Below are 22,933 nucleotides of genomic sequence, written 5' to 3' on the forward strand. Positions count from 1 at the left end.
AGGAGGACGCTTGATACGCAGGCTGATGATTGCGAACCGGGGGGAGATCGCCGTGCGCATAGCCCGCACGGCGCACCGGCTCGGGATCGACACCGTCGGTGTGTTCTCCGAGGCCGACCGCACGGCGCTTCACACCCGCACCGTGGACAGGGCCGTCGCGCTCGGTGGCACCAGCGCGGCCGAGTCGTACCTGCGCGGCGACGCCGTGATCGAAGCCGCCCTCAGCACCGGCTGCGATGCTGTTCACCCTGGTTACGGGTTCCTCGCGGAGGACCCATCGTTCGCCCGTGACGTCGAGTCCGCCGGTCTCATCTGGGTCGGCCCGACTCCCGAACAGATCGAGCTGCTCGGCGACAAGGTCGCGGCCAAGGTGGAGGCCATCGAGGCCGGTGTGCCCACCACCGAGGCCACCGTGGTCACAGCCGATGACCTGCCCGACGGCCTGCCGGTTCCTGCCATGGTCAAGGCCGCGGCCGGTGGTGGTGGCCGCGGTATGCGCACGGTGCACGACTCGGCGGACATGGCCGAGGTGGTCGCATCGGCCAGCCGGGAGGCAGAGGCGGCGTTCGGTGACGGCACCGTGTTCGTCGAGCCGCTCATCGAGCACGGCCGCCACATCGAGGTGCAGGTCCTTGGCGACACCCACGGCAACGTCGTGCATCTCGGGGAGCGGGACTGCTCGATCCAGCGGCGCCACCAGAAGGTGGTGGAGGAGGCGCCGTCGCCCGGCATCGGCGAGGCGGTCCGCACCAAGCTGTGCGAGGGAGCGGTGGCGCTCGCCCGACGCGTCGGCTACCGAGGTGCCGGCACCGTCGAGTTCCTGGTCAGCTCCGACGCCACGATCGCCTTCCTCGAGGTCAACACGCGACTGCAGGTCGAGCATCCGGTCACCGAGGCGGTCTGGGGCGTGGATCTGGTGGAGCTCCAGCTGCTGGTCGCCGACGGTCGGCCGCTGCCGTTCACCCAAGGCGACCTGGCCCCCAGCGGTCACGCCATCGAAGTCCGCCTTGTCGCTGAGGATCCGGCCGCCGGGTGGCTGCCCTCCACAGGCACCCTCGGCGACTTCGCGATCGACGGTCTTGCTGTGCGGGTCGATTCCGGTGTTGCGGCGGGATCCGTCGTCTCGGCCGATTACGACTCCCTCCTGGCAAAGGTGATCGCCTGGGCGCCGGAACGCGACAGGGCTGCGGGTGCTCTGGCCCGAGCCCTGCGCACCGCCGAACTGTCGGGCGTGCGCACCAACGCGGACGCGCTGGCTGCGATCCTCACAGAGGAGTCCTTCGGCAGTGGTGAGGCCACCACCGCGTATCTCAGCGAGCACCCGGAGGTCGCCGAAGCGACCGGGCCGTCCGGGGAGGACCGTACGGTTCACCTCGTCGCGGCCGCCATGGCGCAGCAGGCAGCGGACCGCGAGGCCGACTCGCTCTGGTCGTTCGCCCCGTCGGGGTGGCGCAACGTCGCAACCGTGGGGCAACGGCGGGCCTTCTCGGATCTGGTAGCCGGTGAGGGCGCAGAACCGATCCAGCTCGAATACTCACTGGAGTCGGCATCTAATCCCGAGTCGGTTCGCGGCCACGTCTTGGTGGGGGCACCGCCCGAGCCCGGTGGCGACGGTGTGCTCGGCCAGGACGCGCGCCGGTCGTTCATGCTCGCGGCGCACCTGGTCGCGCCGGACCGTTGGCAGGTCGAGCTCGACGGCGTGGCTGCCGAGGTGCGTGTGCGTCGCAATGACGAGGGCACGCTGACTGTCGCCGGCGCCGCGGGACGGACCGTCTGGCAGCCTGTGTCGCCCTTTGCCGACCACGACGCGGCCGGTGCTGCCGGGGGCCCTGTGTCGCCGCTGCCCGGCTCTGTCATCTCCGTGCATGTCTCCGAGGGTGACTCGGTGTCCGACGGAGACCTGCTCGTGGTGGTGGAGGCCATGAAGATGGAACACCGCATCACGGCGCGCTCAGATGCCGTGGTCGGCGAGGTGCTCGTGGCCGAGGGCGACAAGGTCGACGCCGGAGACCTGCTCGTCACCCTCGTCGAGCCCTCCTGAGCGGCCCGGACGCCGCGCTCGACGCCGGCGGCCGGGCGCGGAACGGGGACGCCCGAAGGCGCCCCCGTTCATCGGGCAACTGTGTCGAGTCAGCCTGCCCGGGCCGACCCGGCCTGGCGCTGCCCCAGTTGGCCCCAGGCTCAGTCGAGGGCCTTGGCCTTCAACTTGTCGAACTCCTCCTGGGTGATGGCACCCGAGTCGAGGAGGTCCTTGGCCTGGCTGATCTGCTGAGCGGCATGGCCCTGGCCTTCGCCGGACTGGGCGACCACCTGGGATGCATAGGCCTGCATCTGCTTCTGCGCGTCGGCCTGGGCTTCGACTGCCCGGTCGGCCATCCCGCTGCCGCGCACGATCAGGTAGATCAGCGGGCCGATGAAGATGAGCAGGAAGATGACCAGCACCCAGAGCACCTTCGCCAGGCCGCTCAGGTCCTTCGAGCGGAACAGGTCACCGAAGATGCTGAACAGGATCATGAAGTAGATGACCATGAAGAAGATGGAAAGCAGACCCCAGAGCAGGTGCCCGAACTCGTAGCCGCCGGATTCAGCGAGAAGCATTGTTTCTCCTATCGAGGGATTGGAACGCGGCCGACGCTAGTTCAGTTTCGGCCGGGCGCCACCACGTCGGGCCCAGCGGGGCATCACGACGTCAGCGATCAGAAGGCGCCAAGAGTGGCGGCCAACACGGAGCCGAGTTCATTGCAGCGGTCGAGCTCGCCGGGCTCCTCCCCGATGAGTTCGACCGGTTCGCTGGCGGCGCGCCACTGCAGGCCGGTGACGATCCGTTCGATGCCCAGTCGGGCCCCCGCTGTGTCGCTGGAGCCGTGTATCCACATGCCCCAGGGCCGCCCGGCCGTCGTGTCGATGCATGCGTCGTAGACGGTGTCGAAGAAGTGCTTGAGGGCCCCTGACATGTACCCGAGATTCGCCGGAGTACCGAGCAGGTATCCGTCGGCGTCGAGCACGTCTCGCTCATGGGCTTCGAGTGCGGGCCGCTCGACCACCTCGACTCCGGCGATGTCTGGGTGCCGGGCCCCCTCGAGCACGGCGCCGGCCAGTGCTCTGAGGTGGGGCGTGGGGGAGTGGTGCACGACCAGCAGGCGGGTCATCCTGCCGACGCTATCCCGCGGCGCAGCCGATTTCTGAACGTGCTTCGGGCGCAGTTAGCCTCCGTGGAACAGGTGGGGCGGAGCACCCGTGGTTGGTTGAGCTAGTGGGGTGGCTGTGTCGGATGGCTGCGGGAGGCGACCATGAACCCGTCGATGGATCCAATGAAGCGGCACGTGAGCCCTGCGGGCACCGATGCCGACGCCGACACGTTCGCCAACACCGGCGTGAGGACCACCTTCCGTGGCCCGTACTCCGACGGTCCGCCGCCGGAGGCGCTGGAGGTGCACTACCCGCCCCTCGACAGGTTCGGCCCCCGCGAGGCATGGGCCCTGGTGGCGAACTCAGCGCTGCTCGTGGTGTTCGTGCTCAAGGGTCTTCTCGCGAAGCTCCTGCACTGGCGCAGAGGCTCCTGGCTGTGGTGTGCCAGCGAGGGGATGGTCGAGGGCTTCTTCAGGATGGGCCCCACCTGGGTGAAGGTCGGCCAGATGATCGCGAGTTCGCCGGGTATGTTCCCCGACCACATGTCGCGCCCAGCCCAACGGTGCCTGCAGGACGTGCCGCCGTTCTCGTTCGATCTGGTGCGGGCGACGATCGTGGAGGACCTCGGTCATGATCCGCGCGAGCTGTTCGCGTCGATAGACGAGGTGCCGCTTTCCGCGGCGTCGGTCGGCCAGGTGCACGCCGTGGTGCTGCCCGACGGGCGCCAAGCGGTCGTGAAGCTGCTGCGCCCGCACATCCTCGAGCGGATGAACCGGGACCTCAGGGTCGCCAACGTGATTGCGAAGGCCCTGATGCGCACCACGCTCGGGCGGCGCGCCAACGCCGTGGGAATGGTGCGCGACCTGCATCGGGTCACCAACCAGGAGCTCAACACTGCCCTCGAGGCCTACCGCCAGGACTCGTTTCGCTCCCACCTGCACGACTTCGGCGACAACGCGATGGTCACCGCACCCGAGGTGGTCTGGGACTACTGCGGTCCGCAGATGATCTGCATGGAACGGGTCTTCGGTGTGCCGATGGATGACTTCGCGGCGCACGAAGCCATGGGTTTCGACGCCCAGTCCAACCTGCGGCGTGGCATGAAGGCGTGGATCGAGGCGATGGTCCTTCATGGCCCCTTCCACGGCGACCTCCATGCGGGCAACATCTGGGCACTCGAGGACGGCCGTTGCTGTTTCCTCGACTTCGGCATCATGGGGGAGTTCAGCGATGAGTGGCGCGACATGGTGCGCGACATCCTCTACACCTTCATGGTCGACCACGAGTTCGCCCGGATCATCCGCGGCTACAAGAAGCTCGGGGTGATCCGCGGTGACCTCGGCGACGACGAGCAGCTCGGGGCCATGCTCAAGGTGGTGTTCGACCCGATCATGGCGTCGCGCATGGAGGACCTGCAGTTCGCAGACCTTTTCCAGCAGTCGCTTGTGCTCTCAGAGCAGATGGGCGACATCTCCGCGCCGGAGGAGCTGAACCTTCTCGGCAAGCAGTTTCTCTACTTCGAGCGCTACGTCAAGGGCATCGCACCTGACTACCTGATGGTGCATGACCCCTACCTCATCAAGAACATCTTCCCTGCCGAAGCCGAGCGGCTGATGGCAGAGCGACGCGCTGGGACGCCGCACATGCCCGTTGATCCCGACGATGACCTCCCCGGGGTGACGGCAGAGGGCTAGCGGCGGGGCGCGTCGCCCGGCGGCCGGTGGTTCTGCGCCGGGTTCAGGCCCTGACCGACCGGTCGTCGCAGTCGCGGAGGTCGATTCCGCCGGGCACCTCACCGCTGCGGAGGTACTCGCGGAACAGCTCGGGATCGAACTGGGCCGGCTCGTTGCGGGCGACGAAGTCAGTCACTTCTGCGATGAATCGTTGCGGGTCCTGGTGGTGCGGGAAGTGACCGGCCCCCTCGTACAGGGACACGGTCGCATGAGGACAGGACTCGGCCAGCAACTCTGCGTGGTCCGGCGGTATGACCCCGTCATTGGTTCCCCACATGACCGCCATCGGGATCATCGACGCCAGGTAGACGCGGTCCCGCATCGTGACGACCTGGCCGCGCCAGTCGACCACTGCGCGCAACGTGCGGGTGAACGCGTCGTAGGCGCCGTCCTCGGGCAGTCCGTCGAGGACGCGCTGGAGTTCCTCGGCATCGATCGCGAGGTCGTGCCCGAACACCTTGAGCAGCCGTGTGCCGAAGCGCACGAAGAGGCGGCCCGGAGGTGTGTGGATGACCGGCACCGCCAGCTCGGTGAAGGGTGCCGCCGCGAGCCGCAACAGCGGCGAGACATCACGGTCGACCCCGCCGGCCGACACGAGCACGAGTCGTTCCACGCGGTCGGGGTACTGGTAGGAGAACTGCGCCGCGACGCCCCCGCCCAGGCTGTGGCCGATGACCGTGGCCCTCTCGATGCCGAGAACCTCGAGCAGGTCTCGCATGCCGTTGGCGAAGGCGGCAGCGCTGTAGTCGGCGCGAGGCTTCTCGCTGTCGCCGTGTCCGAGAAGGTCGGGGGCTATGACCCGGTGGTCCTTCGCCAGGCCTTCCATGACCGGCAGCCAGGACTCCGAGCTATCGCCGATGCCGTGCAGGAGCAGGAGGGTCGGGCGCCCGTCGTCGTTGGCCGTGCCACCCGATTCGAGCGACGTATCCCCGGCCACCCGGTAGGCGCGCTCATAGCCATGGATGACACGGTGGTGCACCGCCGCACCTGCGGGCTCGCCCCGGGAGGCCCGCTTCGTCCGCTGCGTGGCCTTCGTAGCCATGCCCCACCATTGCACCGATTCGTCACACGGGGAAACCCGGGTGACCGTCCGCGCCACCGATGGGACACTGAGGCCATGGGATACCGGACTCGAGACGAACTGAACGCAGGACTCGACCATGTACTCGAGGCCCCAACCGATGTGGGCACACTCACGATGGTGGTGCGTCGGCCGGCGGAGAACGAGCGGGAGATCCTCGAGGTCGGGCATCTCAACGTTGCCGAAGGCCTGGCGGGTGACTGCTGGAACGTGCGCGGATCATCGCGGACCGACGACGGAAGCTCGCATCCGGACATGCAGCTCAACCTGATCAGCTCACGCGTGATCGAACTCCTGGCGGATGCGGATGACCTCGAGCATCGCGCGCTGGCGGGTGACCAACTCCATGTGGATCTGGACGTGAGCGAGGCCAATCTGCCCGCAGGTACGCGCCTGGCCCTCGGTGGTGCCGTGATCGAGGTGACCGACGAGCCACACACGGGCTGCGTGAAGTTCGCCGAGCGCTACGGACCCGATGCACGCAGGTGGGTCAACGCGGGCGACCGCGACGGCCTCCGCCTGCGCGGCTTGAATGCCCGGGTCGTGGTTGAGGGGGCCGTGCGACCTGGAGACACGGTGGGGAAGTTGGCGCCCTGACGCCCCGGATCAGGGCGCGAAGGTGGGGCGCTCGGTGTCGGCGTCGGCGGCCTCGCGCAGCACGCTGATCGGATCGCGCAGGTTGCCCACGTAGCCGAGTGCGTAGGCGCCCATCTGGTAGCCCATCAGGCGCTGCACCTTTTCGGGAAGCGCTGCGGCGACTTCGCGTGGAACCGAGAGGTACTGGTTCTCCTCCTGGCGAAGCCAGCCGAGCACGTAGTCGACGTTGATGCCGATGCGCGTGCGGTCGCTCGTGTTGGCACCACCGCCGTGCACCGCGCGGCCGGTGTAGAGAACCACCGACCCGCGCGGCATTTCTGCGGCCACGGTGTCGGCGGGGTCGATCGCGGCCACATCCGCATCGGCCAAGGCATGGGCTCCCAGTGCCACGCGGGTGGCGCCGTTGGCCTCGGTGAAGTCGGTCAGTGCCCAGATCGTCGACACCTCCACCTCCACGTCCGAGGGGAACTGGAAGAAGTCGAATGCCCACTGGTCGCGGTGGAGCTGCTGCGCGGATTCCCCCGGGCCGATGGCGATCGCCTGTGTCAGGTGAAGCTGGAAGCTCGACTTCTGTGGCCACAGCACCTCATCGGCAACCTGCAACACCAGGTCGTGGGCCACCATCTCGACCGATGACGGACAGCTGGCCAGTAGCGCTCCGGGCCGTTTGGTCAGGTCACCCACGAAGTCGTCACCCCCGGCCTCGGTGGCCATCAGGATGGGATCCAGCTCTGCTGCGACGCGGTCACACAGCTCTTCGGGCGCGAGGCGTTCCACGATGGCCACGCCATCGCTGCGAAGTGCCGCGGCCACCTCTGGGGCGCTCGAGTCGGGGCCGAACCTCGCGATTGCGTCTGCCATTCGTAGATCCTGCCATGTGTGATACGAACCATGGATGGCCGATCACGGAGACTCGACATCAGATGAGACCTGGGACGTGGTCGTCGTCGGCTCCGGGCCCGGCGGCTTGACCGCCGCAGCCTGCCTGGCCGCGGAGGGCAGACGGGTGTTGGTGCTCGAAGCGCATGACCTGGCGGGCGGAAACACGCAGGTGTTCCGACGCCACCACAAGGTCGAGGACGGCTCGATGGCCACCTACGAGTTCGACGTGGGCATCCACTACATCGGTGACTGCGGACCCGGCGGGTTGTTCCCGTCGATCTTCACCGCCCTGGGAGTCGGCGACAGGATCGACTTCCGGCCCCTCGATCCCGATGGGTTCGACACGCTGCACTTCCCCGACCTCGACTTCTCCGTGCCGGTCGGCTGGGATCGCTACCGTGACCGTCTGGTCGAGGCGTTTCCGTCCGAACAAGCCGGCCTCGAACGGGTGGTCGGCGTGCTGCGGGAAGTGGCAGAGGAGTCACGGGCCCGTTCCATCCCCGGAGCCGAGACCCCCACGTTCGACCACTGGGCGTTTCGCACCCTCGACGAGCTGTTCGCAGAGGGCGAGCTCTCCCAGCGCGCGCAGGCGGTTCTGGACCACTGGTCGGGTCTGTACGCGGGTGGCCCGTCGCAGACCGCAGTGTCGATGCACGCAGCGATCATCGACCACTACATGCGTGGCGCCTACTACCCCGAGGGTGGGGGGCAGATGATGCCCGCACGGCTCATCCAGGTGATCGAGGCGTTCGGCGGCGAGGTGCGAACGCTGGCACCCGTCGACCGGATCATCGTGCAGGACCGTCGCGCCACCGGCGTGCTGATGGAGGACGGCCGCACGGTCCACGCCACGGAGGCGGTCATCTCCAACGCGGACCACGCTCGCACGGTGTTCGGCCTGGTCGGCGAGCAACACTGGGACCCGGGCACGGTCTCGTGGACCCGCGAAGCGCAGATGACGCTCGGGTTGGTGTGCGTGTACCTCGTGGTCGACATGGAGGTCGCGGGCCCCAACACCAACCACTTCGTGTTCCCGACCTACGAGACCGATGGCCTATACGCCGAGCTCGACAACGGGATTCTCGAGGGGCCCGACATGTTCGCCTACATCGCCATGGCATCGCGCAAGGACCCGGGCAACGAGTTGCTCTGCTCTGCGGGCCAGACCAACCTCCAGGTGATGACCCTGGCTCCCCGAGGCCTGAAGTGGTGGGGCGTGGAGCAGTCACCGGCCGACGGAGGCCGGTACCGGCGGGGCGAGCAGTACCGGGCCCGCAAGGCCCAACTCACCGACGCATTGATCGACGCAGCCCAGCGAGCGCTGGCCGAAGACCTGGGCGGCCAGCGCCTGCGTGACCACATCGCGCACGTGGAGACCGCAACGCCTCTGTCCCAGGAGCGCTACACGCGCTCCACGGGGGGTACGAGCTACGGCTACATCCACTCACCGGAACAGTCCGGTGAGAACCGTCCCCAGCACCGCACGGAAATCGACGGTCTCTGGCTCGTGGGAGCCAACACCTCGTCAGGCCATGGCGTGGCGGGCACCATGGTGGGCGGCGTCAACTGCGCCGGCGAGATGCTTGGGCGGCCGCTTCTCATCGAGATGGTGCTCGGCACGCCGCTGGTGGACCCGGCGGACGTGCCGGCGGACCCGGTCGGCTTCGACGCGATGGAGTTCAGCCGCGGCGCAGCCCTGCGTGCCGAGCGCGAGCGTGGTCGCGCGGCGCGCGCCGCTGTGGCGGACTGACCGGTCTGCAACCCGCGCACCCGCATGGCGCGGGTACCGTCTCGCACATGAGCACCAGCATCGGAGCAGAGACAACCACCGAAGAGGTCATCGAGGGCGTGGACCTCACCGGCAAGGTGGCCGTTGTCACCGGGGCGTCTGGCGGACTCGGCGAGGAGACCGCACGGGCGCTGGCCTCGAAGGGTGCGACCGTGGTCCTGGCCTCTCGCAACCCCGAGAAGCTGGCCGCTGCACAGGAGCGCATCGAGAGCACCGGTGTGGCCGGGTCCGTGGAGACACTCGTGCTCGACCTAGCCTCGTTCGACGCGGTGCGGGCGGCGGCCGGCGAGTTGGCCGGCCGACACCCCGCGATCGACCTGCTGATCCTCAACGCGGGCGTGATGGCGCCCCCGCTGGGTCGCACCGTGGAGGGCCACGAGCTGCAGTTAGGCACCAACCACCTCGGTCACTTCCTGTTCACCTTGTCGTTGCGCGACAACCTCCGCGCCGCCGCGCCGTCGCGGGTCGTGGTGCTGTCATCGGCTGGACACCGCACGTCGCCGATCATCTGGGAGGACCCCGACTTCGAGCGCGGCGAGTACCACAACTTCATTGCGTACGGTCAGTCCAAGACCGCCAACGCGCTGTTCGCACTCGAGTTGGATCGCCGGATGTCCGGCGACGGGGTGCATGCGTTCTCTGTGCACCCGGGCGTGATCATGACCGAACTGTCGCGGCACCTGACTGCGGAGGACATCCAGTGGATGGCCGACCGTGCCCGCGCCGAAGGCGGCGACGATGTCGACGGTGACGAATCCGGCAATGCGCTGGATGCATTCCAGTTCAAGACCGTGGAACAGGGGGCGGCCACATCGGTGTGGGCCGCCACTGCCGCCGAGCTCGACGACCACGGTGGCGCGTACCTGGAGGATTGCCACGTCGCCCCTCGGGCTGACGCGCCCGGGGCATCGGGTGGGGTGCAGTCGTGGGCCTGTGACCCCGCAGAAGCAGCGCGGTTGTGGGAGCTGTCGTTGCGGGTCGTCGGCCTCGACGCCTGAGGTCCGCACTCAGCTGCGCGTCGGGTCGATTCCGTTGGCAACGCGGACCGCGGCCTGCACCACGGCCGTTGTGAGCGAACCGGGCTCACCGGAGCGGCGGGCGATCGCCAGCCGGCGCGGCGGCAGCTCGGGGCTGAGCTCGTGCACCTCGATGCCGTGTTGTGCGGGATCTATGGACAGGCGGGGCATGACCGCCACTCCCAGGCCGCTGGCCACCATCGCATGCACCGCACCGTTGTCGGCCGTGCGGTATCCGTAGGTGGTCGTGGTGCCCATGGCCCGAAGCGACTTGTCGACCATTCGTTCGCAGACGCCGGCCGGATTGCCGATGAGGGGCCGATCGGCGAGCTCCTCCACGGCCACTGGCCCGCGGTGTTCCCCCTGCGGTGTGATGGCCAGGTACGGATCACGCAGCAGTTCGGTCAGGTGCATGCCCGACGGGTCGCCCTCCTCCTGCATCACGAGGAACGTGGCGTCGAGCTCCCCGCTCAGCAGCATGTGTTCCAGTTCGATTTCATCATCGGTTTCGAACAGCTCGACTTCCACCAGTGGCAGCTCGTCGCGCAGCCGGGCGAGAAGCGGTGGCGCAAGGTGCACCGAGACTGACTGGAACGAACCGAGCCGCACCTTGCCTCGCTCTCCGTCACGGACCTGGTCGAGCTCTGCAAGCATCACGCCGAGCGAGTCGATGACCGCTCCGGTGTGACGGGCCAGGAGCCGACCAGCTGCGGTCGGTACCACTGGCCGTGGGCCGCCCGGCCGGTCGAAGAGTTGCTGTCCGAGTGCGTTCTCGAGCGCGGACACCTGCTGGCTGATGGCTGACTGGGTGTAGCCGAGCTGGTCAGCGGCCCTTCCGAATGTCCCCGTGCGCGCGACCGTTGTTGCCGCCACCAGGTGCCGGAGCTCGAGCCCCCGCAGGTCGGTCATCTCATTCACCGGCGTTCACTTAACATCAATAATGCTTATGAATATGTGCAGAAACCATCGCTGTACATGATGTACCAGTTCGGGTGATGCTGGCCACATGGCTACGAACACTCCTGCACGAATCCGCCCCCGAGCCACCCGGTACGAGCAGTCAGCCATGGCCACACGAGGGGTCGGATCCTGCGGTGCACGGGTGCACCGTGACGGCATCGTGGTCTGTCGGCGGGCCGACTGCAGCGGCCTCGCCTGTGATGGCGCGAGTCAGGCGGCCTGACTGCGCCCCCAGGCGGGAGGTGTCAGGCCGGTTGTGCTTCGGGGTCGCCGTTGGAGTGGCTGTCGGAACGAAGCGTCCGCGAGGTCTTGTCGGCGGCTGCAACGGCGGCGGCACCCAACTGCATGATCCGCAGGTCGCCGATCGGCGTGCCGCTTCCGCGGCTGCACACGAATCCGAGCGCCAGATCCCGTGAGGGGTCGGCCCAGCCACCCGACCCGCCGAAGCCGAAGTGGCCGAAGGCAGGTCCTACGCCGCCGCGGCTGGTGTAGACGCGGTGGTAGCCGAGTCGCCAGTCCATCGGCAGCACGAGCACGTGATCGCGGCCACGGCGCTGCACCGTGCTGATCGTGCCGACCGTCTCCTCGGACAGGATCCGGGTGCCGTCGATCTCTCCCCAGCCGGCGAGCATTCCGTACATGCGGCCCAGTGAGCGGGCCGTGAAGAACCCGTTGGCCGCCGGCATCGCCGAATCCATCGCATCGGGGCCGTAGAGCGCCTCCTCCACGTTGCGCGGCGCGAGGGCGTTGATCAGGCGCCGCGTGTTGAGCGGCCCCGGCACGGCCGAGACGACCTTGCCCATCGCGGTGCCGATCTGCTTCTCGATCTGCCTGACCGTGGCGTTGGTCGGTCTCGGCAGGCCCATGGTTGCCAGCGGTGCCACCCGGTGCCGCTCGGATCGGGGAAGGCCGATGAACAGTCCGTCCAGCTCGAGCGGCTGGGCCAGTTCCTTGTCGACGAACGTCGCGATGTCATCGCCGGACACCCGCCTCACGATCTCGCCGACCAACCAGCCGTAGGTGAGCGCGTGGTAGCCGTGGCGCGTGCCGGGCTCGTAGGCGGGCTCGGCCTCGGCAAGGGCCTCCACCATGTGGTCCCAGTCGTGCATGCGCGAGCCGTGGTCCACGAGGCTGCGGATGCGGTGCAGGCCGGCGGAGTGGGTGATCACGTGGCGCACGGTCACGTCCTGCTTGCCCCCCTGGGCGAACTCCGGCCAGTAGGTGGCTACCGGCTCGTCGTAGTCGACCTCGCCTCGGTCGGCCAGCACGTGCAGGGCCGTGGACGACACGCCCTTGGTGGTCGAGAAGCACATGGCGACCGTGTCCTGCTCCCACGGGTCGTCATCGGTGCGGTTGCCACCCCAGATGTCGACCACTGGTTTGCCGCGGTGATAGATGCACACCGCCGCGCCGCCGTTGGTGCGCTTCAGCTGCCGCCTGAAGACGTCGCCGACCGCCGAGAAATCCTTGTGAACGAAACCTTCCACCCATCCATTGTGCCGCGTTCTGTGAGCGGTTCGCTGGCATAGCGCGCAAACGGCTCCGGCGATGCGCGAACGGCCAGGATCGCAGCGCTCCTCAGGAGCGCATCTGGACCCTGGAAGCCGGATCCTGGTTGTAGAACGCGGAGAGAACCTCGTAGAGGTCTGCCTTGTGCGCACGCATCTCCACCGGCCGGTCGAAGAACACCTCGGTGGCCACGGCGAAGAACTCGCCGACGTTTACCCCGGCGTAGCTCGACAGCAGCTTGTCGCGCCCTGCCTGCAGGTGCTCGTACTCCGCGGTGCACACCTCCACCCAGCGATCGCGCTGGTCGGCCGGAAGCGGCGGTGTGCCGTCGACGACGTCGTCGAGCATGTCGAGCTTGTGGGCGAACTCGTGGAACACCACGTTGTGACCCTTCTCCGGATGGCGGGCGTCACGCCTCACCGCATCCCAGGCGATGATGATCGGCCCCTTGTGGGCGGCCTGCCCGAGTATCGGCACCGGTGCGTCCGTCATCAGCCCCGCGACCGGTGCGCCACGCGGCCCCTTGAGCACGACCGTGGTCGGGTGCACGATGATCGCGCCCACCTCGCGGTAGTGCTGGAAGCTGAGCCCGAGAATCAGAAGGGCGGCCTGCGCTGCGATCATCAGCGTCATCTCGTCGGTCAGCTCGAAGTCCTTCGCCGCCTCCCAGTTCTTGCGCGAGAGCAGCATGCCGGCGTAGTCGGCAAGCAGTTCCTGTTCGGCCTCATCGAGGTGGCGCCAGTGCTGGATGCGGTCCTCTAGCACCTCGCGCCAACCCTCGGGAAGGGCTTCCCGGGGTGGCTTGCGACGGAAGAACCGTGAGAGTCCGATGCCACTTTCTACCGTGCCGACCGGCCGCGGCGGGCGACGTGTACGTCTGAAAGGATCTGGCCCATGCGCTACGCAATCAAGACCGCCCCCCAGATGACCACGTTCGACGCGATGCTCGAGGTCTGGCAGGCCGCCGACGACATCGAGCTGTTCGAGTCGGCGTGGAACTTCGATCACTTCGAACCGATCATCGCCCAGCCGCGCACAGGGCCCTGCCTCGAGGGCTGGACGAGCCTCGCTGCTCTGGCACAGGCGACCAGGCGCATCCGTGTTGGCTGCATGGTGACGGGCATGCCCTACCGCCATCCCTCAGTGCTGGCCAACATGGCCGCAACGGTGGACGTGATCTCGGGCGGTCGACTCGAGCTGGGTCTGGGCGCCGGCTGGAACCAGGAGGAGTCCAACGCGCTCGGCATCGACCTGCCTCCGCTCAAGGAACGTTTCGACCGCTTCGACGAGGGCCTCGAGGTGATCACCAGGCTGTTGCGCGACGAGGTCGCCAACTTCGAGGGCGATCACTACAGCCTCACCGACGCCAACTGCGAACCGAAGCCGATCCAGAAGCCGTGGCCACCCATCTGGATCGGAGGCGACGGCCCGAAGCGCACGCTGCGTGCCGTCGCCCGTCACGCGGACTACTGGAACACCCCTTTCACATCGCCAGAGGCACTGGCACGCAGTGTGGAGACCCTGCACGGCCACTGCGCGGACGTGGGCCGGGATCCCTCGGAGATCACCATCACGGCCCAGCTGATCCACAACCCGGAAGCCGGCATCGGCGCAACGGTCGAAGGCGCGGCCCGGTTGGGGGAGGCCGGCTGCGAGCTCGTCGTGCTGTACCTGCCCGAGACGGTGCACAACGCCGCCGAGGTCGAGAAGCTGGCAGAAGCCCTCCGGTGAGCCGGCCGCGCACTGGCCCGACGACCGGTGTCCACAGATGAAGTCGGCGGTCGTCGTCGGCTCGGGGCCCAACGGCCTCGTGGCAGCAGTCACGCTCGCGCGCGCTGGTTGGCGCGTCACCGTCCACGAGGCGTCGGACACGCCGGGAGGAGGCACCCGCTCGGCCGAACTGACCGCTCCCGGTGCCCTCAGCGACGTGTGCTCCGCCGTGCACCCGCTCGCAGTTGCCTCACCCGTGATGCGGTCGCTTCCGCTCGAGGAGCACGGCCTGGCGTGGGTGCACCCCGAGGCACCCCTCGGTCACGCTCTGGCCGACGGTCGCGCCGTGATGCTCGAACGGTCTATCCAGGCGACAGCAGACGGACTCGGTCCCGACGCCGCTGCCTGGAAGACCCTGATGGGCCCGCTCGCTGACAGCGCCGGCCAACTGGTCGACACGGTGCTGACCCGCTCGCCGGCCGCCCTCGAGTTCTCCCCGCGGTCACTGGCTGCGGCGGGGAGGTTCGCACTGGCGGCCAGTCGCTCGGCGAGCGCGCTGGCCGGCCGCTTCGAAGGTGAACGGGCGCGTGCACTGCTGGCAGGTCTGGCCGGGCACTCCGTGCTCCGCCTCGACCGCGCCCCCTCGGGCGGTGTCGGTCTCATGCTCGGGTTGCTTGCCCATGTGGTCGGGTGGCCGGTCGCCCGAGGCGGGTCGCAGGCGATCGCCGACGCGCTCGTTTCCGTCCTGCACGCCGAGGGCGGAGAGGTGGTCACGGCGCACCGGGTCGAGTCGCTCGCGGAACTGGGCGATGTCGACGCGGTGTTGCTGGACACGTCTGTCATGGAGTTCGCGCGACTGGCCGGCCACGCACTACCGGCCGGCTACGAGCGCTCGCTGGGCAGGGTCCGCCAGGGCCCCGGCGTGTGCAAGGTGGACTGGCTGCTCGACGGCCAGGTGCCATGGGCCGACGAGCGCCTGCTGCGGGCAGGCACCGTGCACCTCGGTGGCAATCTCGAGCAGATAGCGGCCGCGGAGTCAGGGGTGTGGGCAGGCCGGCACCCGGAGCGGCCCTACGTACTGCTGGCCCAGCAGAGTCTCTTCGACCCGACGCGCCTCCGCTCGGCAGCGGTGTCCGGGGCACAGGTGGTGTGGGCCTACACACACACCCCCGTGGGCTCCACGCTGGACGTTTCCGACTCGGTCGCAGCGGTGGTCGAGCAAGCCGCGCCCGGGTTCCGCGACCGAATCCTGTCCACCAGGGTGATGAGCGCCACCGACATGCAGCGCCACAACACCAACTACCCGGGTGGCGACATCACCGGCGGGATAGCGGACCTTCGCGGGATGCTGGTGCGCCCCACCGTCGTCGCCCCCTGGCGGACACCACTGGCAGGGCTCTACCTCTGTTCGGCCTCGACTCCACCCGGTGCCGGCGTGCACGGCATGTGTGGCTGGCATGCGGCCCGTTGCGTGCTCGTTGACCACGGCTCCGGCCGTCCTCGTGTCTGAATCCCGGTGGGGAAGCGGTCAGTTGCCGCCCGCGGCCGGGCCTGTGGTGGCGCCGCCCGCGAAAGCCTGGGCCACCCTCATCCAGTCCGATGCAGCCTCGCCGGCCACGTCGAGGCGGGTGTCGTCCACATGGCGTCGCTGGGTGACCACGAGGCAGAAGTCCTGCGCAGGGCCGCGCACCGAGGCCTCGGCGTCCGGCGGACCCCATGACCACTGGTCTCCCGATGGTGCCACCAGCTCGACTCGAACGTCGCCGGCCGGAGCTTGCGCGTCGCGGACCGCATACGACCAGCCCCGCGTGACGAAACCGAGGTGCGCTATGTGGCGCAGACGGTCCGTGGTCGGCCTGTCAGCGGTTCCACCCGAGCGGACCACCGCGTCGATGATGTCCTGGCCGTGAGCCCATACCTCCATGAGCCGTGCAGTCAGGAACGAGCGAGCCGACATCGACGGTCCGTACCACTCGACGCGGTCACCATCAGCAAGGCGGGATGCCGTCTCGGCCAGTTCCGCTCGGCCCGCCCGCCACTCGGCGAGCAGCTCGGCGGGGGACATGGCGAGGTAGGCGCCGAGCGTGAGGTCGTCGACTGAGTCGGGGTTCTCGAAGCCCTTCGTGATCAGTTCGTCACGCGAGGTCATGAATGCCGGCGGGTCGCTGATCGCGAGGGCGGCGGTGCGGTCGAAGTAGGTCAGGTGGGCGACCTGATGGGCTACGGACCATCCGGGGCTCGGGGTCGACAGACTCCACTGCGCGTCCTGGAGCGCGCCCACCACCTCGTCGGGGGCGTCCTGCTCCTCGACCAGGTCCCGGAGTACCTCCGCTGTGTCCACGTTTCATGCCTCCAAGCGGGTCCGCACCCGTGGGGACCCCGTGGCCGCCGAACCGTAGTCCGCGGCCGGCCGCTCCGCGTCTGGCCGCGTATTGGGCAACAATGTTCCTCGCTGGGCCCAGACTCTGACTGGTTGCCATGGTTCTTCCTCTCGCCAATCCCTCAACACTCGCGTCGCTGACCCGACAGGCATGCTGATGGTTTCGATCGTGAGTGCCGCGCTCTCCTATCCGCAGGTGATCCTCGGTGTCGTGGGGTCGATGGTGCTCATGGTGCTCGCCACGGCCCTGCTCGAGACCCACACGCCGGCACCTCGTCGGAGGGCTACCAGGCTGTCGATGCCCCGCCGGGTCGAGGAGCGCCCAGAGGAGTCCGAGGACATCGAGCCCGCTGAACTGCGCGCCCGGTATGACCGCGAGCTGGCGCGCCGGCTCACGCCGGGCCCGATGGTGCTTCTGCGGCCCGGTCCTGCCGGTCCGGAGCCAGTGGCCGCTGTCTCGATCGACGAAGTCGCGGCTGCAGCGGCGGTCGTTGACGCAGGTGAGGACCAGGTCGATGTGCACGGGCCACCCACGCAGGAAGTGCCGGTCGTGGTGCTGCCGGCAGTCGCCCGAACCGAGTCGTTCGATCCGCGGGCCCGGACGGCTATTCGCTCTGCCGTGGCCCACCGGATGGCACCTGCGGAGCAGTTCGAGCCGGGGGCATCTGAGCTCAGCGTTCCGGTTCCGGCTGTGACGGGTGCCGAGGTGTTCTTCGAGGACACTCTGGTGACATCGCTCGAATCGCTGGATGCCATGCCCGGGGACTCCGCGGTGTCTGGTGAGCCCCGGGGCGACGAGGCCGAACCCGTCCCTTCAGCGCAGCCCGCAGCCATCTCGGCGGTCGAGGCCGACGGTCCATCGACGGTGTTCGCGGCGCGGGTCGAACTACCCGGCGGCTCGCTTGTGGAGCTGGGTGAGCCAGGCATGGACCGCACGCTGGCCGGCGTCTTGTTCGCTGCCTATGTGGTGTCGGGCGGCGCAGAACGCAAGCGGGTCACCGGATGGGTCGCCGCCGCGGAGGCGCCGCCCAGCCTCAGCGACCTCACGCCCGAGGTACGCCTGCGCGGCCGCCCCGGCAAGGTCGCGGCCCTGCTGTCGTGCGGCGACGGCGGGCGCAACTGGGTGACCCTCGACGACCGCACCGCAATCAGACGGGGACTGACGAGCAGGCCTCCGACCGACGAGGTGCTCAAGGGCCTCGTGTGGTGGTGGTTCATGGCGACCGACGATCAGGCGGCTATCCCTGCCGAGCACGTGGCAGTGCTCCGTGGCGCCCTGGAGGCCGTCCTGGGTGCACTCGAGGACCACCCGCTCGGGGGTCTCGTAGGTGACCTCGCGGCGGCCGCCGCCGAAGCCGAGGAGGCACGGGTGGGCATGCGCGTCGAATCCGTGCGGGCCGGCACCGGCGGGTCACCAACGCGCCGTGATGGTGCCGGCAAGGACGTCCCTGACACCGGCGATGACGTGGCCGAAGTCGCTGTCGCGAGCTGACCGGGTGCGCCACGCGCTGCCACGCATGTAGGTTTCCCACCCAGACCGAACGGGGGGAAACCGTGAGCATCGACTTCAGCCTGTCGCCCGAACTCGAAGAGTTCCGGGGGAGGATCCGCACATTCGTGGAGGATGAGATCGTCCCCGCCGAGAAGCGGATCAACGACGGCCATCTCGAGGAGAACGATCGCGACGCCTACATCGGCGAGCTCATCGCACTGCGCCAGAAGGCCCATGCGGCGGGGATCTGGCTGCCCCACATGCCCGAGGAGTGGGGCGGCATGGGCCTCGGCCACGTCGAGTTGGCAATGGTGCAGGCCGAGGCGGCGAAGTCCTACTACGGCCCGTGGGTGTTCAACTGCCAGGCGCCCGACGAAGGCAACATGCACACACTGCTGCACTGGGGCACCGACGAGCAGAAGGACAAGTACCTCAAGGCGCTCTGCGAGGGTACGACGTGGTCCTGTTTCGCGATGACGGAGCCGGAGGTCGCCGGTTCGGACCCCACGCTCATCCGCACCAACGGGTACCAGGACGGTGAGGAATGGGTGATCAACGGCCACAAGTGGTTCATCTCCAATGCCCACCGCGCCAGCTTCGCGATCCTCGTCGCCCGCACCGAGGAAGATCCCGACAAGCCGCAGGCGGCCAACTCGGCCTTCATCGTCGACATCCCGAGCGACGGCTGGAACGAGGTCCGCCAGATCGAGACCATGCACGGCTCCACCGGGCACTCGGAAATCGTCATCGAGGACCTGCGCGTTCACGAGTCGGCGATGCTCGGCGGACGGGGCCAGGGTCACCTGCTGGGCCAGTACCGTCTGGGCCCGGCACGCCTGGCGCACTGCATGCGATGGATCGCCCAGGCCGAGACCGCGCTGGACATGATGGTGGAGCGCTCGCTCGACCGGTTCAGCCACGGTTCGATCCTCGCCGAGAAGCAGGGCGTGCAGTGGATGATTGCCGACTCGGCGATGGAGCTGTACCAGGCGAAGCTGATGGTCCTGCACGCGGCCTACAAGATCGACAATGGCGAGGACTTCAAGTCCGAGGTGTCGATGGCCAAGCACTTCGTGGCAAACATGCTGAACCGCGTGATCGATCGCTCGATCCAGGTGCACGGTGCGCTCGGCTACTCCACGGATACGCCGCTGGCGCACATGTACCAGCACGCCCGCTGGGCACGTTTCGCCGATGGCGCTGATGAGATCCACCAGATGCGCATCGCCCAGCGCACCATCGCAGCCTGGAAGGACCACGGCTCCACCCGTGCCGCGACGGGTGACCTGCCCATCTGAGTCCCGTTGGGGTCCCCGGCCCGGCGGGAACTAGCTTTTCGGCCATGTTCAGCAGGGGTTGGGGTTCAGTCGTTCTGCTCGCGGTCGGTGCGGTGCTCGCGGCGAGTTGCTCGGATACGGGTTCGGCCGCCGCCGACGGCGGTGGATCCGGGGATTCCGGCGGCGACGTTTCCTCCGGCGCCGAGCTGGTCACGACGGTGTCGTCGCGTCCCGACATGGTGACGGGAGGCAGCACGGTCATAGAGGTGGCTGCCGAATCGGTGGACTCGGTGAGCGTGGACGGCGAGGAGTCCGACGTCGAGTTCGAGTCGGGCGATGGCGTCTCCCGTGGCCTCGTGGAGGGACTCCCCGAGGGCACGGCAATCATAGAGGTCTCGGCCGACGGAGAGACCGGCGAGGTGGAGGTCACTAACCACCCCATCTCGGGGCCGGTGTTCGCCGGCGAGCGGGTACCGGTGGTGACCTGCACCACGGACCGCTACGGCCTCGGCGAGTCCACGCCTCCTGAGTGCGACGCCGAGCCCACCGTGCGCTTCGCGTACGTGGACGCCACCGAGGACCTCAAGTACATCGATGACCCGGCCGACGTGCCCGAGGGCGCCGAGACCGTCGAGGTCGACGGCGAGGAGCGTCCCGCGGTGCTGCGGGTCGAGCCCGGTGTCCCCGACGGCGGTGTCTACCCCATCACGACGCTCGCCAACGGCTCCGCAGCCGATGCCGGAACGGGCGACACATGGGACGAGGACCACTGGAACGGCCGTCTCGTCTATCGCTTCGGTGGGGGTTGCGGCACCACCTACTCCCAGGGCTTCAACTTCTTCGGGGCCCCTTCACTGAGCCTGCTCGCGGATGGCTACGCCTTCGCCACCAACACCCTCAACACCTTCCAGGTGCAGTGCCAGGACATCGTGTCGGCCGAGGCCGCGATGATGACCAAGGAGTACTTCGCCAAGAACTACGGCGTGCCCGAGGTGACCATCGGCGAGGGTGGCTCCGGCGGCGCGATCCAGCAGTATCTGGTCGCCCAGAACTACCCCGGGATCCTCGACGCGATCGCCCCGTCGCTCCCGTTCCCCGACGCCGTCACGATCTCGCCCGGCGTGGTCGACTGCGCCCTGCTCAACCAGTTCTACGGCACCGAAGCAGGAGCTGCGCTCAGCGCCGAACAGCGCCAGGCCATCAACGGCCACATCTCGGGGCTCACCTGCACGTTCTGGCAGGAGACGTTCGTGCCGATCATCGACCCGTCACGCTGTGGCTTCGGCGACACCGCCGGCTCGTTCGTGACCTCGCTGCCGGGCCTCGAAGAGGGCCTGCCGACGGTCCCGGAGGACCAGCAGTATGACGCGGAGACCAACCCCGAGGGCCTGCGCTGCACCTTCCAGGACGGCTACCCGCAGGTGTTCCCGATCGACGAGGCAACCGGCTTGCGCGAGCGACCGGTTGACAACACCGGGCTCCAGTACGGCCTGCAGGCCTTCAATGAGGGCGTGCTCTCCTTCGAGGAGTTCGTGGCGGTCAACGAGCTGATCGGAGGATTCGACCTCGACGCCAACCCGATCCCGGAGCGCATGGTCGCCAACCCGGACACCCTCCGGGTGCTCTACGAGACCGGCCGCGTAACGACCGGCGACGGGCCGCTCGCGGACATCCCGATCCTCACGACCAACGTGTACACCGATCCCGAAGGTGACATCCACGACCGCATCCGCATGTTCACGATGAACGAGCGACTGGCGGATGAAGACGGTGCCCAGGCTCCGAACTACGTGATGTGGACGCGCCCCACGACACCCGATGGTGAGCTCACCGACCGGCTCGCCGGCGCGCTCGACACCGGGGCTTCGGTGACCCGCCTGCTCGATGAGTGGGCCACCGCGCTGAAGGCCGACGACTCCGCTGCCCCGATGGCGGAGAGGCTTGCTTCGACCCGTCCCGAAGAGGCCGTCAACACCTGCTTCGACGTCGAGGGCAACGTGGTCGACTCGGGGCCGGACATCTACGAAGAGGAAGGCCCCTGCCGTGACGACTACCCGCTCGGCGGCACACCCCGCACCGTGGCCGGTGCGCCATTGGTGAACAACATCGCCAAGTGCGCCCTCGTGCCGGTGGCCGACGCAGTCGCCAGCGGCACCTACGAAGTGGAGCTGACCACCGAGCAGGTCGCGCGCCTCGAGGCCCTGTTCCCGGAAGGCGTCTGTGACTGGACCCAGCCGGGCGCCGGCCAGGTCCCGCTCGGCTCCCCCTGGCACAGCTTCGACTGACCCCCGCGACCTCGGTCCTTTCGCTCCTCGTGCGGGGCGTCAGTCCTTCTTGGCGCGGCTCGGGGCCACCCTCGGGGGTTCGTCGGGCATCTTCGGGTAGACCGGTGGCCACGGCGCGTCCTTGAGGCCGGCGGCCATGTCGGCCTCATGCATCTCCAGCAGCGGTTCGAGCGACTGCGCGTTCTCCCAGCGGTCGGCCCAAGGATCCCCGGTCGCTGCCACCCGGGCGGGCACGGTGTCGATCGTGAGCGAATTCGCGTCCACCGTGTCGAGTTCGTCCCATTCGATCGGCGTTGAGACCTGGCCACCCACCCGTGGCCTCGCCGACCATGCCCCGAACACCGTCTTGTGTGGGGCGTTCTGGTTGAAGTCGATGAACACCCGCTCACCGCGCTCTTCCTTCCACCAGGCATCGGTGATTTCCGACGGGTGACGCCGGGCAAGCTCGCGCGCGAGCGCGACGGCCGCCGAGCGCACGGCGAAGGAATCCCAGCGGGGCTCGAGCGGCACGTACACATGCAGTCCCTTGCTGCCCGAGGTCTTCACCCACGAACGAACGCCCTTTTGCGCCAGCAGGTCGCGCACCATCGCCGCGGCGATGCGCACATCGTCAAAGGTGACTCCGGGCATGGGGTCGAGGTCGAGGCGGAGTTCGTCGGCATGCAGAGGGTCGGCAGCCCGGTTCGGCCACACGTGGAAGCCGAGGCATCCCAGGTTCACCGCCCACAACACATGGGCGATGTCTTCGATCACCAGCACCTCGGAGGTGGTGCCGTTGGGGGTGGAGACGATCGACGTCGCCAGCCAGTCGGGACGCGACTTGGGCACCCGCTTCTGGAAGAACGACTTGCCACCCGCTCCGTCGGGGTAACGCTCCATCAGCACGGGCCTGCCGCCCATGGCGTCCATCACAGCGTCTTCGACAGACAGGTAGTACTCGACCAGGTCGAGCTTGGTGGCGCCCAAGCGCCTGAAGAAGACCTTGTCGGGACTGCTCACGCGCACGTCGCGGCCAGCCGCCGCCACTTCGACCTCTTCCTTGGGCGAGCCCATCGCGTGGACGCTAGTACCGCGGGTGCGGACCGGACCCGGC

Annotated in this window: 19 protein-coding genes; 10 read left to right on the forward strand and 9 right to left on the reverse strand. The window is 68.4% G+C overall.

The genetic code is table 11. The features are described from left to right. The first annotated feature begins 10 nt into the window (after window positions 1-10). The gene (locus tag GY812_05030; protein ID MCP4434852.1) at window positions 11-2,041 is read left to right on the forward strand and encodes an ATP-grasp domain-containing protein; all 2,031 of its coding nucleotides are present in this window, start codon (window positions 11-13) and stop codon (window positions 2,039-2,041) included. 140 nt (window positions 2,042-2,181) lie between these two features. Here the strand turns inward: GY812_05030 and GY812_05035 are convergent, their stop codons facing one another. Continuing rightward, window positions 2,182-2,529, reverse strand: coding sequence for an SHOCT domain-containing protein (locus tag GY812_05035; GenBank protein MCP4434853.1), 348 nt, complete (start codon window positions 2,527-2,529; stop codon window positions 2,182-2,184). Between the two features lie 167 nt (window positions 2,530-2,696). Further along, window positions 2,697-3,149, reverse strand: coding sequence for a flavodoxin family protein (locus GY812_05040; protein MCP4434854.1), 453 nt, complete (start codon window positions 3,147-3,149; stop codon window positions 2,697-2,699). Between the two features lie 162 nt (window positions 3,150-3,311). Here GY812_05040 and GY812_05045 point away from each other — a divergent pair, with 162 nt between their 5' ends. Then, on the forward strand, window positions 3,312-4,823 hold the full coding sequence (locus tag GY812_05045) for an AarF/ABC1/UbiB kinase family protein (protein ID MCP4434855.1): 1,512 nt from the start codon (window positions 3,312-3,314) through the stop codon (window positions 4,821-4,823). A 43-nt stretch (window positions 4,824-4,866) separates the two neighbouring features. Here GY812_05045 and GY812_05050 read toward each other — a convergent pair whose 3' ends face one another. Continuing rightward, entirely contained in the window at window positions 4,867-5,904 is a 1,038-nt protein-coding gene (locus GY812_05050) for an alpha/beta hydrolase (GenBank protein MCP4434856.1), read from the reverse strand. A 75-nt stretch (window positions 5,905-5,979) separates the two neighbouring features. On the opposite strand from GY812_05050, the gene GY812_05055 reads away from it, so the two are divergent. Further along, a complete protein-coding gene (locus tag GY812_05055; protein ID MCP4434857.1) occupies window positions 5,980-6,540 on the forward strand; it encodes an MOSC domain-containing protein in 561 nt (186 codons plus the stop codon). Window positions 6,541-6,549: 9 nt separating this feature from the next. On the opposite strand, the gene GY812_05060 is transcribed toward GY812_05055, so the two are convergent. Further along, window positions 6,550-7,401 (reverse strand): phytanoyl-CoA dioxygenase family protein, encoded by an 852-nt coding sequence (locus tag GY812_05060; protein MCP4434858.1) that lies wholly within the window; start codon window positions 7,399-7,401, stop codon window positions 6,550-6,552. Between the two features lie 34 nt (window positions 7,402-7,435). Here GY812_05060 and GY812_05065 point away from each other — a divergent pair, with 34 nt between their 5' ends. Together GY812_05065 and GY812_05070 are read left to right on the forward strand one after the other, a co-directional pair. After that, entirely contained in the window at window positions 7,436-9,172 is a 1,737-nt protein-coding gene (locus tag GY812_05065; GenBank protein MCP4434859.1) for an NAD(P)/FAD-dependent oxidoreductase, read from the forward strand. Between the two features lie 47 nt (window positions 9,173-9,219). Continuing rightward, window positions 9,220-10,209 carry an SDR family NAD(P)-dependent oxidoreductase gene (locus tag GY812_05070; protein ID MCP4434860.1) on the forward strand — a complete coding sequence of 330 codons (990 nt, stop codon included), beginning with the start codon at window positions 9,220-9,222 and terminating at the stop codon, window positions 10,207-10,209. 9 nt (window positions 10,210-10,218) lie between these two features. On the opposite strand, the gene GY812_05075 is transcribed toward GY812_05070, so the two are convergent. From GY812_05075 to GY812_05085, 3 genes are all read right to left on the reverse strand, one after another. Beyond that, window positions 10,219-11,145 (reverse strand): LysR family transcriptional regulator, encoded by a 927-nt coding sequence (locus GY812_05075; protein MCP4434861.1) that lies wholly within the window; start codon window positions 11,143-11,145, stop codon window positions 10,219-10,221. 287 nt (window positions 11,146-11,432) lie between these two features. Next, window positions 11,433-12,674, reverse strand: coding sequence for a beta-lactamase family protein (locus GY812_05080; GenBank protein MCP4434862.1), 1,242 nt, complete (start codon window positions 12,672-12,674; stop codon window positions 11,433-11,435). 91 nt (window positions 12,675-12,765) lie between these two features. After that, window positions 12,766-13,461, reverse strand: coding sequence for a zinc-dependent peptidase (locus tag GY812_05085; GenBank protein ID MCP4434863.1), 696 nt, complete (start codon window positions 13,459-13,461; stop codon window positions 12,766-12,768). Window positions 13,462-13,590: 129 nt separating this feature from the next. Between GY812_05085 and GY812_05090 the strand changes: the two genes are divergently transcribed. Together GY812_05090 and GY812_05095 are read left to right on the forward strand one after the other, a co-directional pair. Beyond that, complete coding sequence (locus tag GY812_05090) at window positions 13,591-14,427, forward strand: LLM class F420-dependent oxidoreductase (protein MCP4434864.1); 837 nt, start codon at window positions 13,591-13,593, stop codon at window positions 14,425-14,427. 37 nt (window positions 14,428-14,464) lie between these two features. Beyond that, window positions 14,465-15,916 carry an NAD(P)/FAD-dependent oxidoreductase gene (locus GY812_05095; protein MCP4434865.1) on the forward strand — a complete coding sequence of 484 codons (1,452 nt, stop codon included), beginning with the start codon at window positions 14,465-14,467 and terminating at the stop codon, window positions 15,914-15,916. Window positions 15,917-15,934: 18 nt separating this feature from the next. Here GY812_05095 and GY812_05100 read toward each other — a convergent pair whose 3' ends face one another. After that, a complete protein-coding gene (locus GY812_05100) occupies window positions 15,935-16,747 on the reverse strand; it encodes a TIGR03084 family protein (protein MCP4434866.1) in 813 nt (270 codons plus the stop codon). 208 nt (window positions 16,748-16,955) lie between these two features. On the opposite strand from GY812_05100, the gene GY812_05105 reads away from it, so the two are divergent. The 3 genes from GY812_05105 to GY812_05115 all read left to right on the forward strand — a co-directional run bounded on the left by GY812_05105 (window position 16,956) and on the right by GY812_05115 (window position 21,840). Beyond that, window positions 16,956-18,278, forward strand: a complete 1,323-nt coding sequence (locus tag GY812_05105) for a hypothetical protein (protein MCP4434867.1) — start codon at window positions 16,956-16,958, stop codon at window positions 18,276-18,278. Between the two features lie 62 nt (window positions 18,279-18,340). Next, window positions 18,341-19,576 (forward strand): acyl-CoA dehydrogenase, encoded by a 1,236-nt coding sequence (locus GY812_05110; protein ID MCP4434868.1) that lies wholly within the window; start codon window positions 18,341-18,343, stop codon window positions 19,574-19,576. A gap of 44 nt (window positions 19,577-19,620) precedes the next feature. After that, window positions 19,621-21,840, forward strand: a complete 2,220-nt coding sequence (locus GY812_05115; protein ID MCP4434869.1) for a hypothetical protein — start codon at window positions 19,621-19,623, stop codon at window positions 21,838-21,840. Window positions 21,841-21,879: 39 nt separating this feature from the next. Here the strand turns inward: GY812_05115 and GY812_05120 are convergent, their stop codons facing one another. Next, window positions 21,880-22,893 carry an ATP-dependent DNA ligase gene (locus GY812_05120; protein ID MCP4434870.1) on the reverse strand — a complete coding sequence of 338 codons (1,014 nt, stop codon included), beginning with the start codon at window positions 22,891-22,893 and terminating at the stop codon, window positions 21,880-21,882. Window positions 22,894-22,933 lie beyond the last annotated feature (40 nt).

It is taken from the genome of Actinomycetes bacterium, assembly GCA_024222295.1.
In the GTDB taxonomy this organism is placed as follows: domain Bacteria; phylum Actinomycetota; class Acidimicrobiia; order Acidimicrobiales; family Microtrichaceae; genus JAAEPF01.

Bases quoted from the DNA above. Each gene is read 5' to 3' on its own strand.
- GY812_05040 (MCP4434854.1), bottom strand. From the start codon at position 3,149: ATGACCCGCCTGCTGGTCGTGCACCACTCCCCCACGCCCCACCTCAGA.
- GY812_05055 (MCP4434857.1), top strand. From the start codon at position 5,980: ATGGGATACCGGACTCGAGACGAACTGAACGCAGGACTCGACCATGTA.
- GY812_05060 (MCP4434858.1), bottom strand. From the start codon at position 7,401: ATGGCAGACGCAATCGCGAGGTTCGGCCCCGACTCGAGCGCCCCAGAG.
- GY812_05065 (MCP4434859.1), top strand. From the start codon at position 7,436: ATGGCCGATCACGGAGACTCGACATCAGATGAGACCTGGGACGTGGTC.
- GY812_05070 (MCP4434860.1), top strand. From the start codon at position 9,220: ATGAGCACCAGCATCGGAGCAGAGACAACCACCGAAGAGGTCATCGAG.
- GY812_05095 (MCP4434865.1), top strand. From the start codon at position 14,465: ATGAAGTCGGCGGTCGTCGTCGGCTCGGGGCCCAACGGCCTCGTGGCA.
- GY812_05050 (MCP4434856.1), bottom strand. From the start codon at position 5,904: ATGGCTACGAAGGCCACGCAGCGGACGAAGCGGGCCTCCCGGGGCGAG.
- GY812_05035 (MCP4434853.1), bottom strand. From the start codon at position 2,529: ATGGTCATCTACTTCATGATCCTGTTCAGCATCTTCGGTGACCTGTTC.
- GY812_05120 (MCP4434870.1), bottom strand. From the start codon at position 22,893: ATGGGCTCGCCCAAGGAAGAGGTCGAAGTGGCGGCGGCTGGCCGCGAC.
- GY812_05045 (MCP4434855.1), top strand. From the start codon at position 3,312: ATGAAGCGGCACGTGAGCCCTGCGGGCACCGATGCCGACGCCGACACG.
- GY812_05115 (MCP4434869.1), top strand. From the start codon at position 19,621: ATGTTCAGCAGGGGTTGGGGTTCAGTCGTTCTGCTCGCGGTCGGTGCG.
- GY812_05090 (MCP4434864.1), top strand. From the start codon at position 13,591: ATGCGCTACGCAATCAAGACCGCCCCCCAGATGACCACGTTCGACGCG.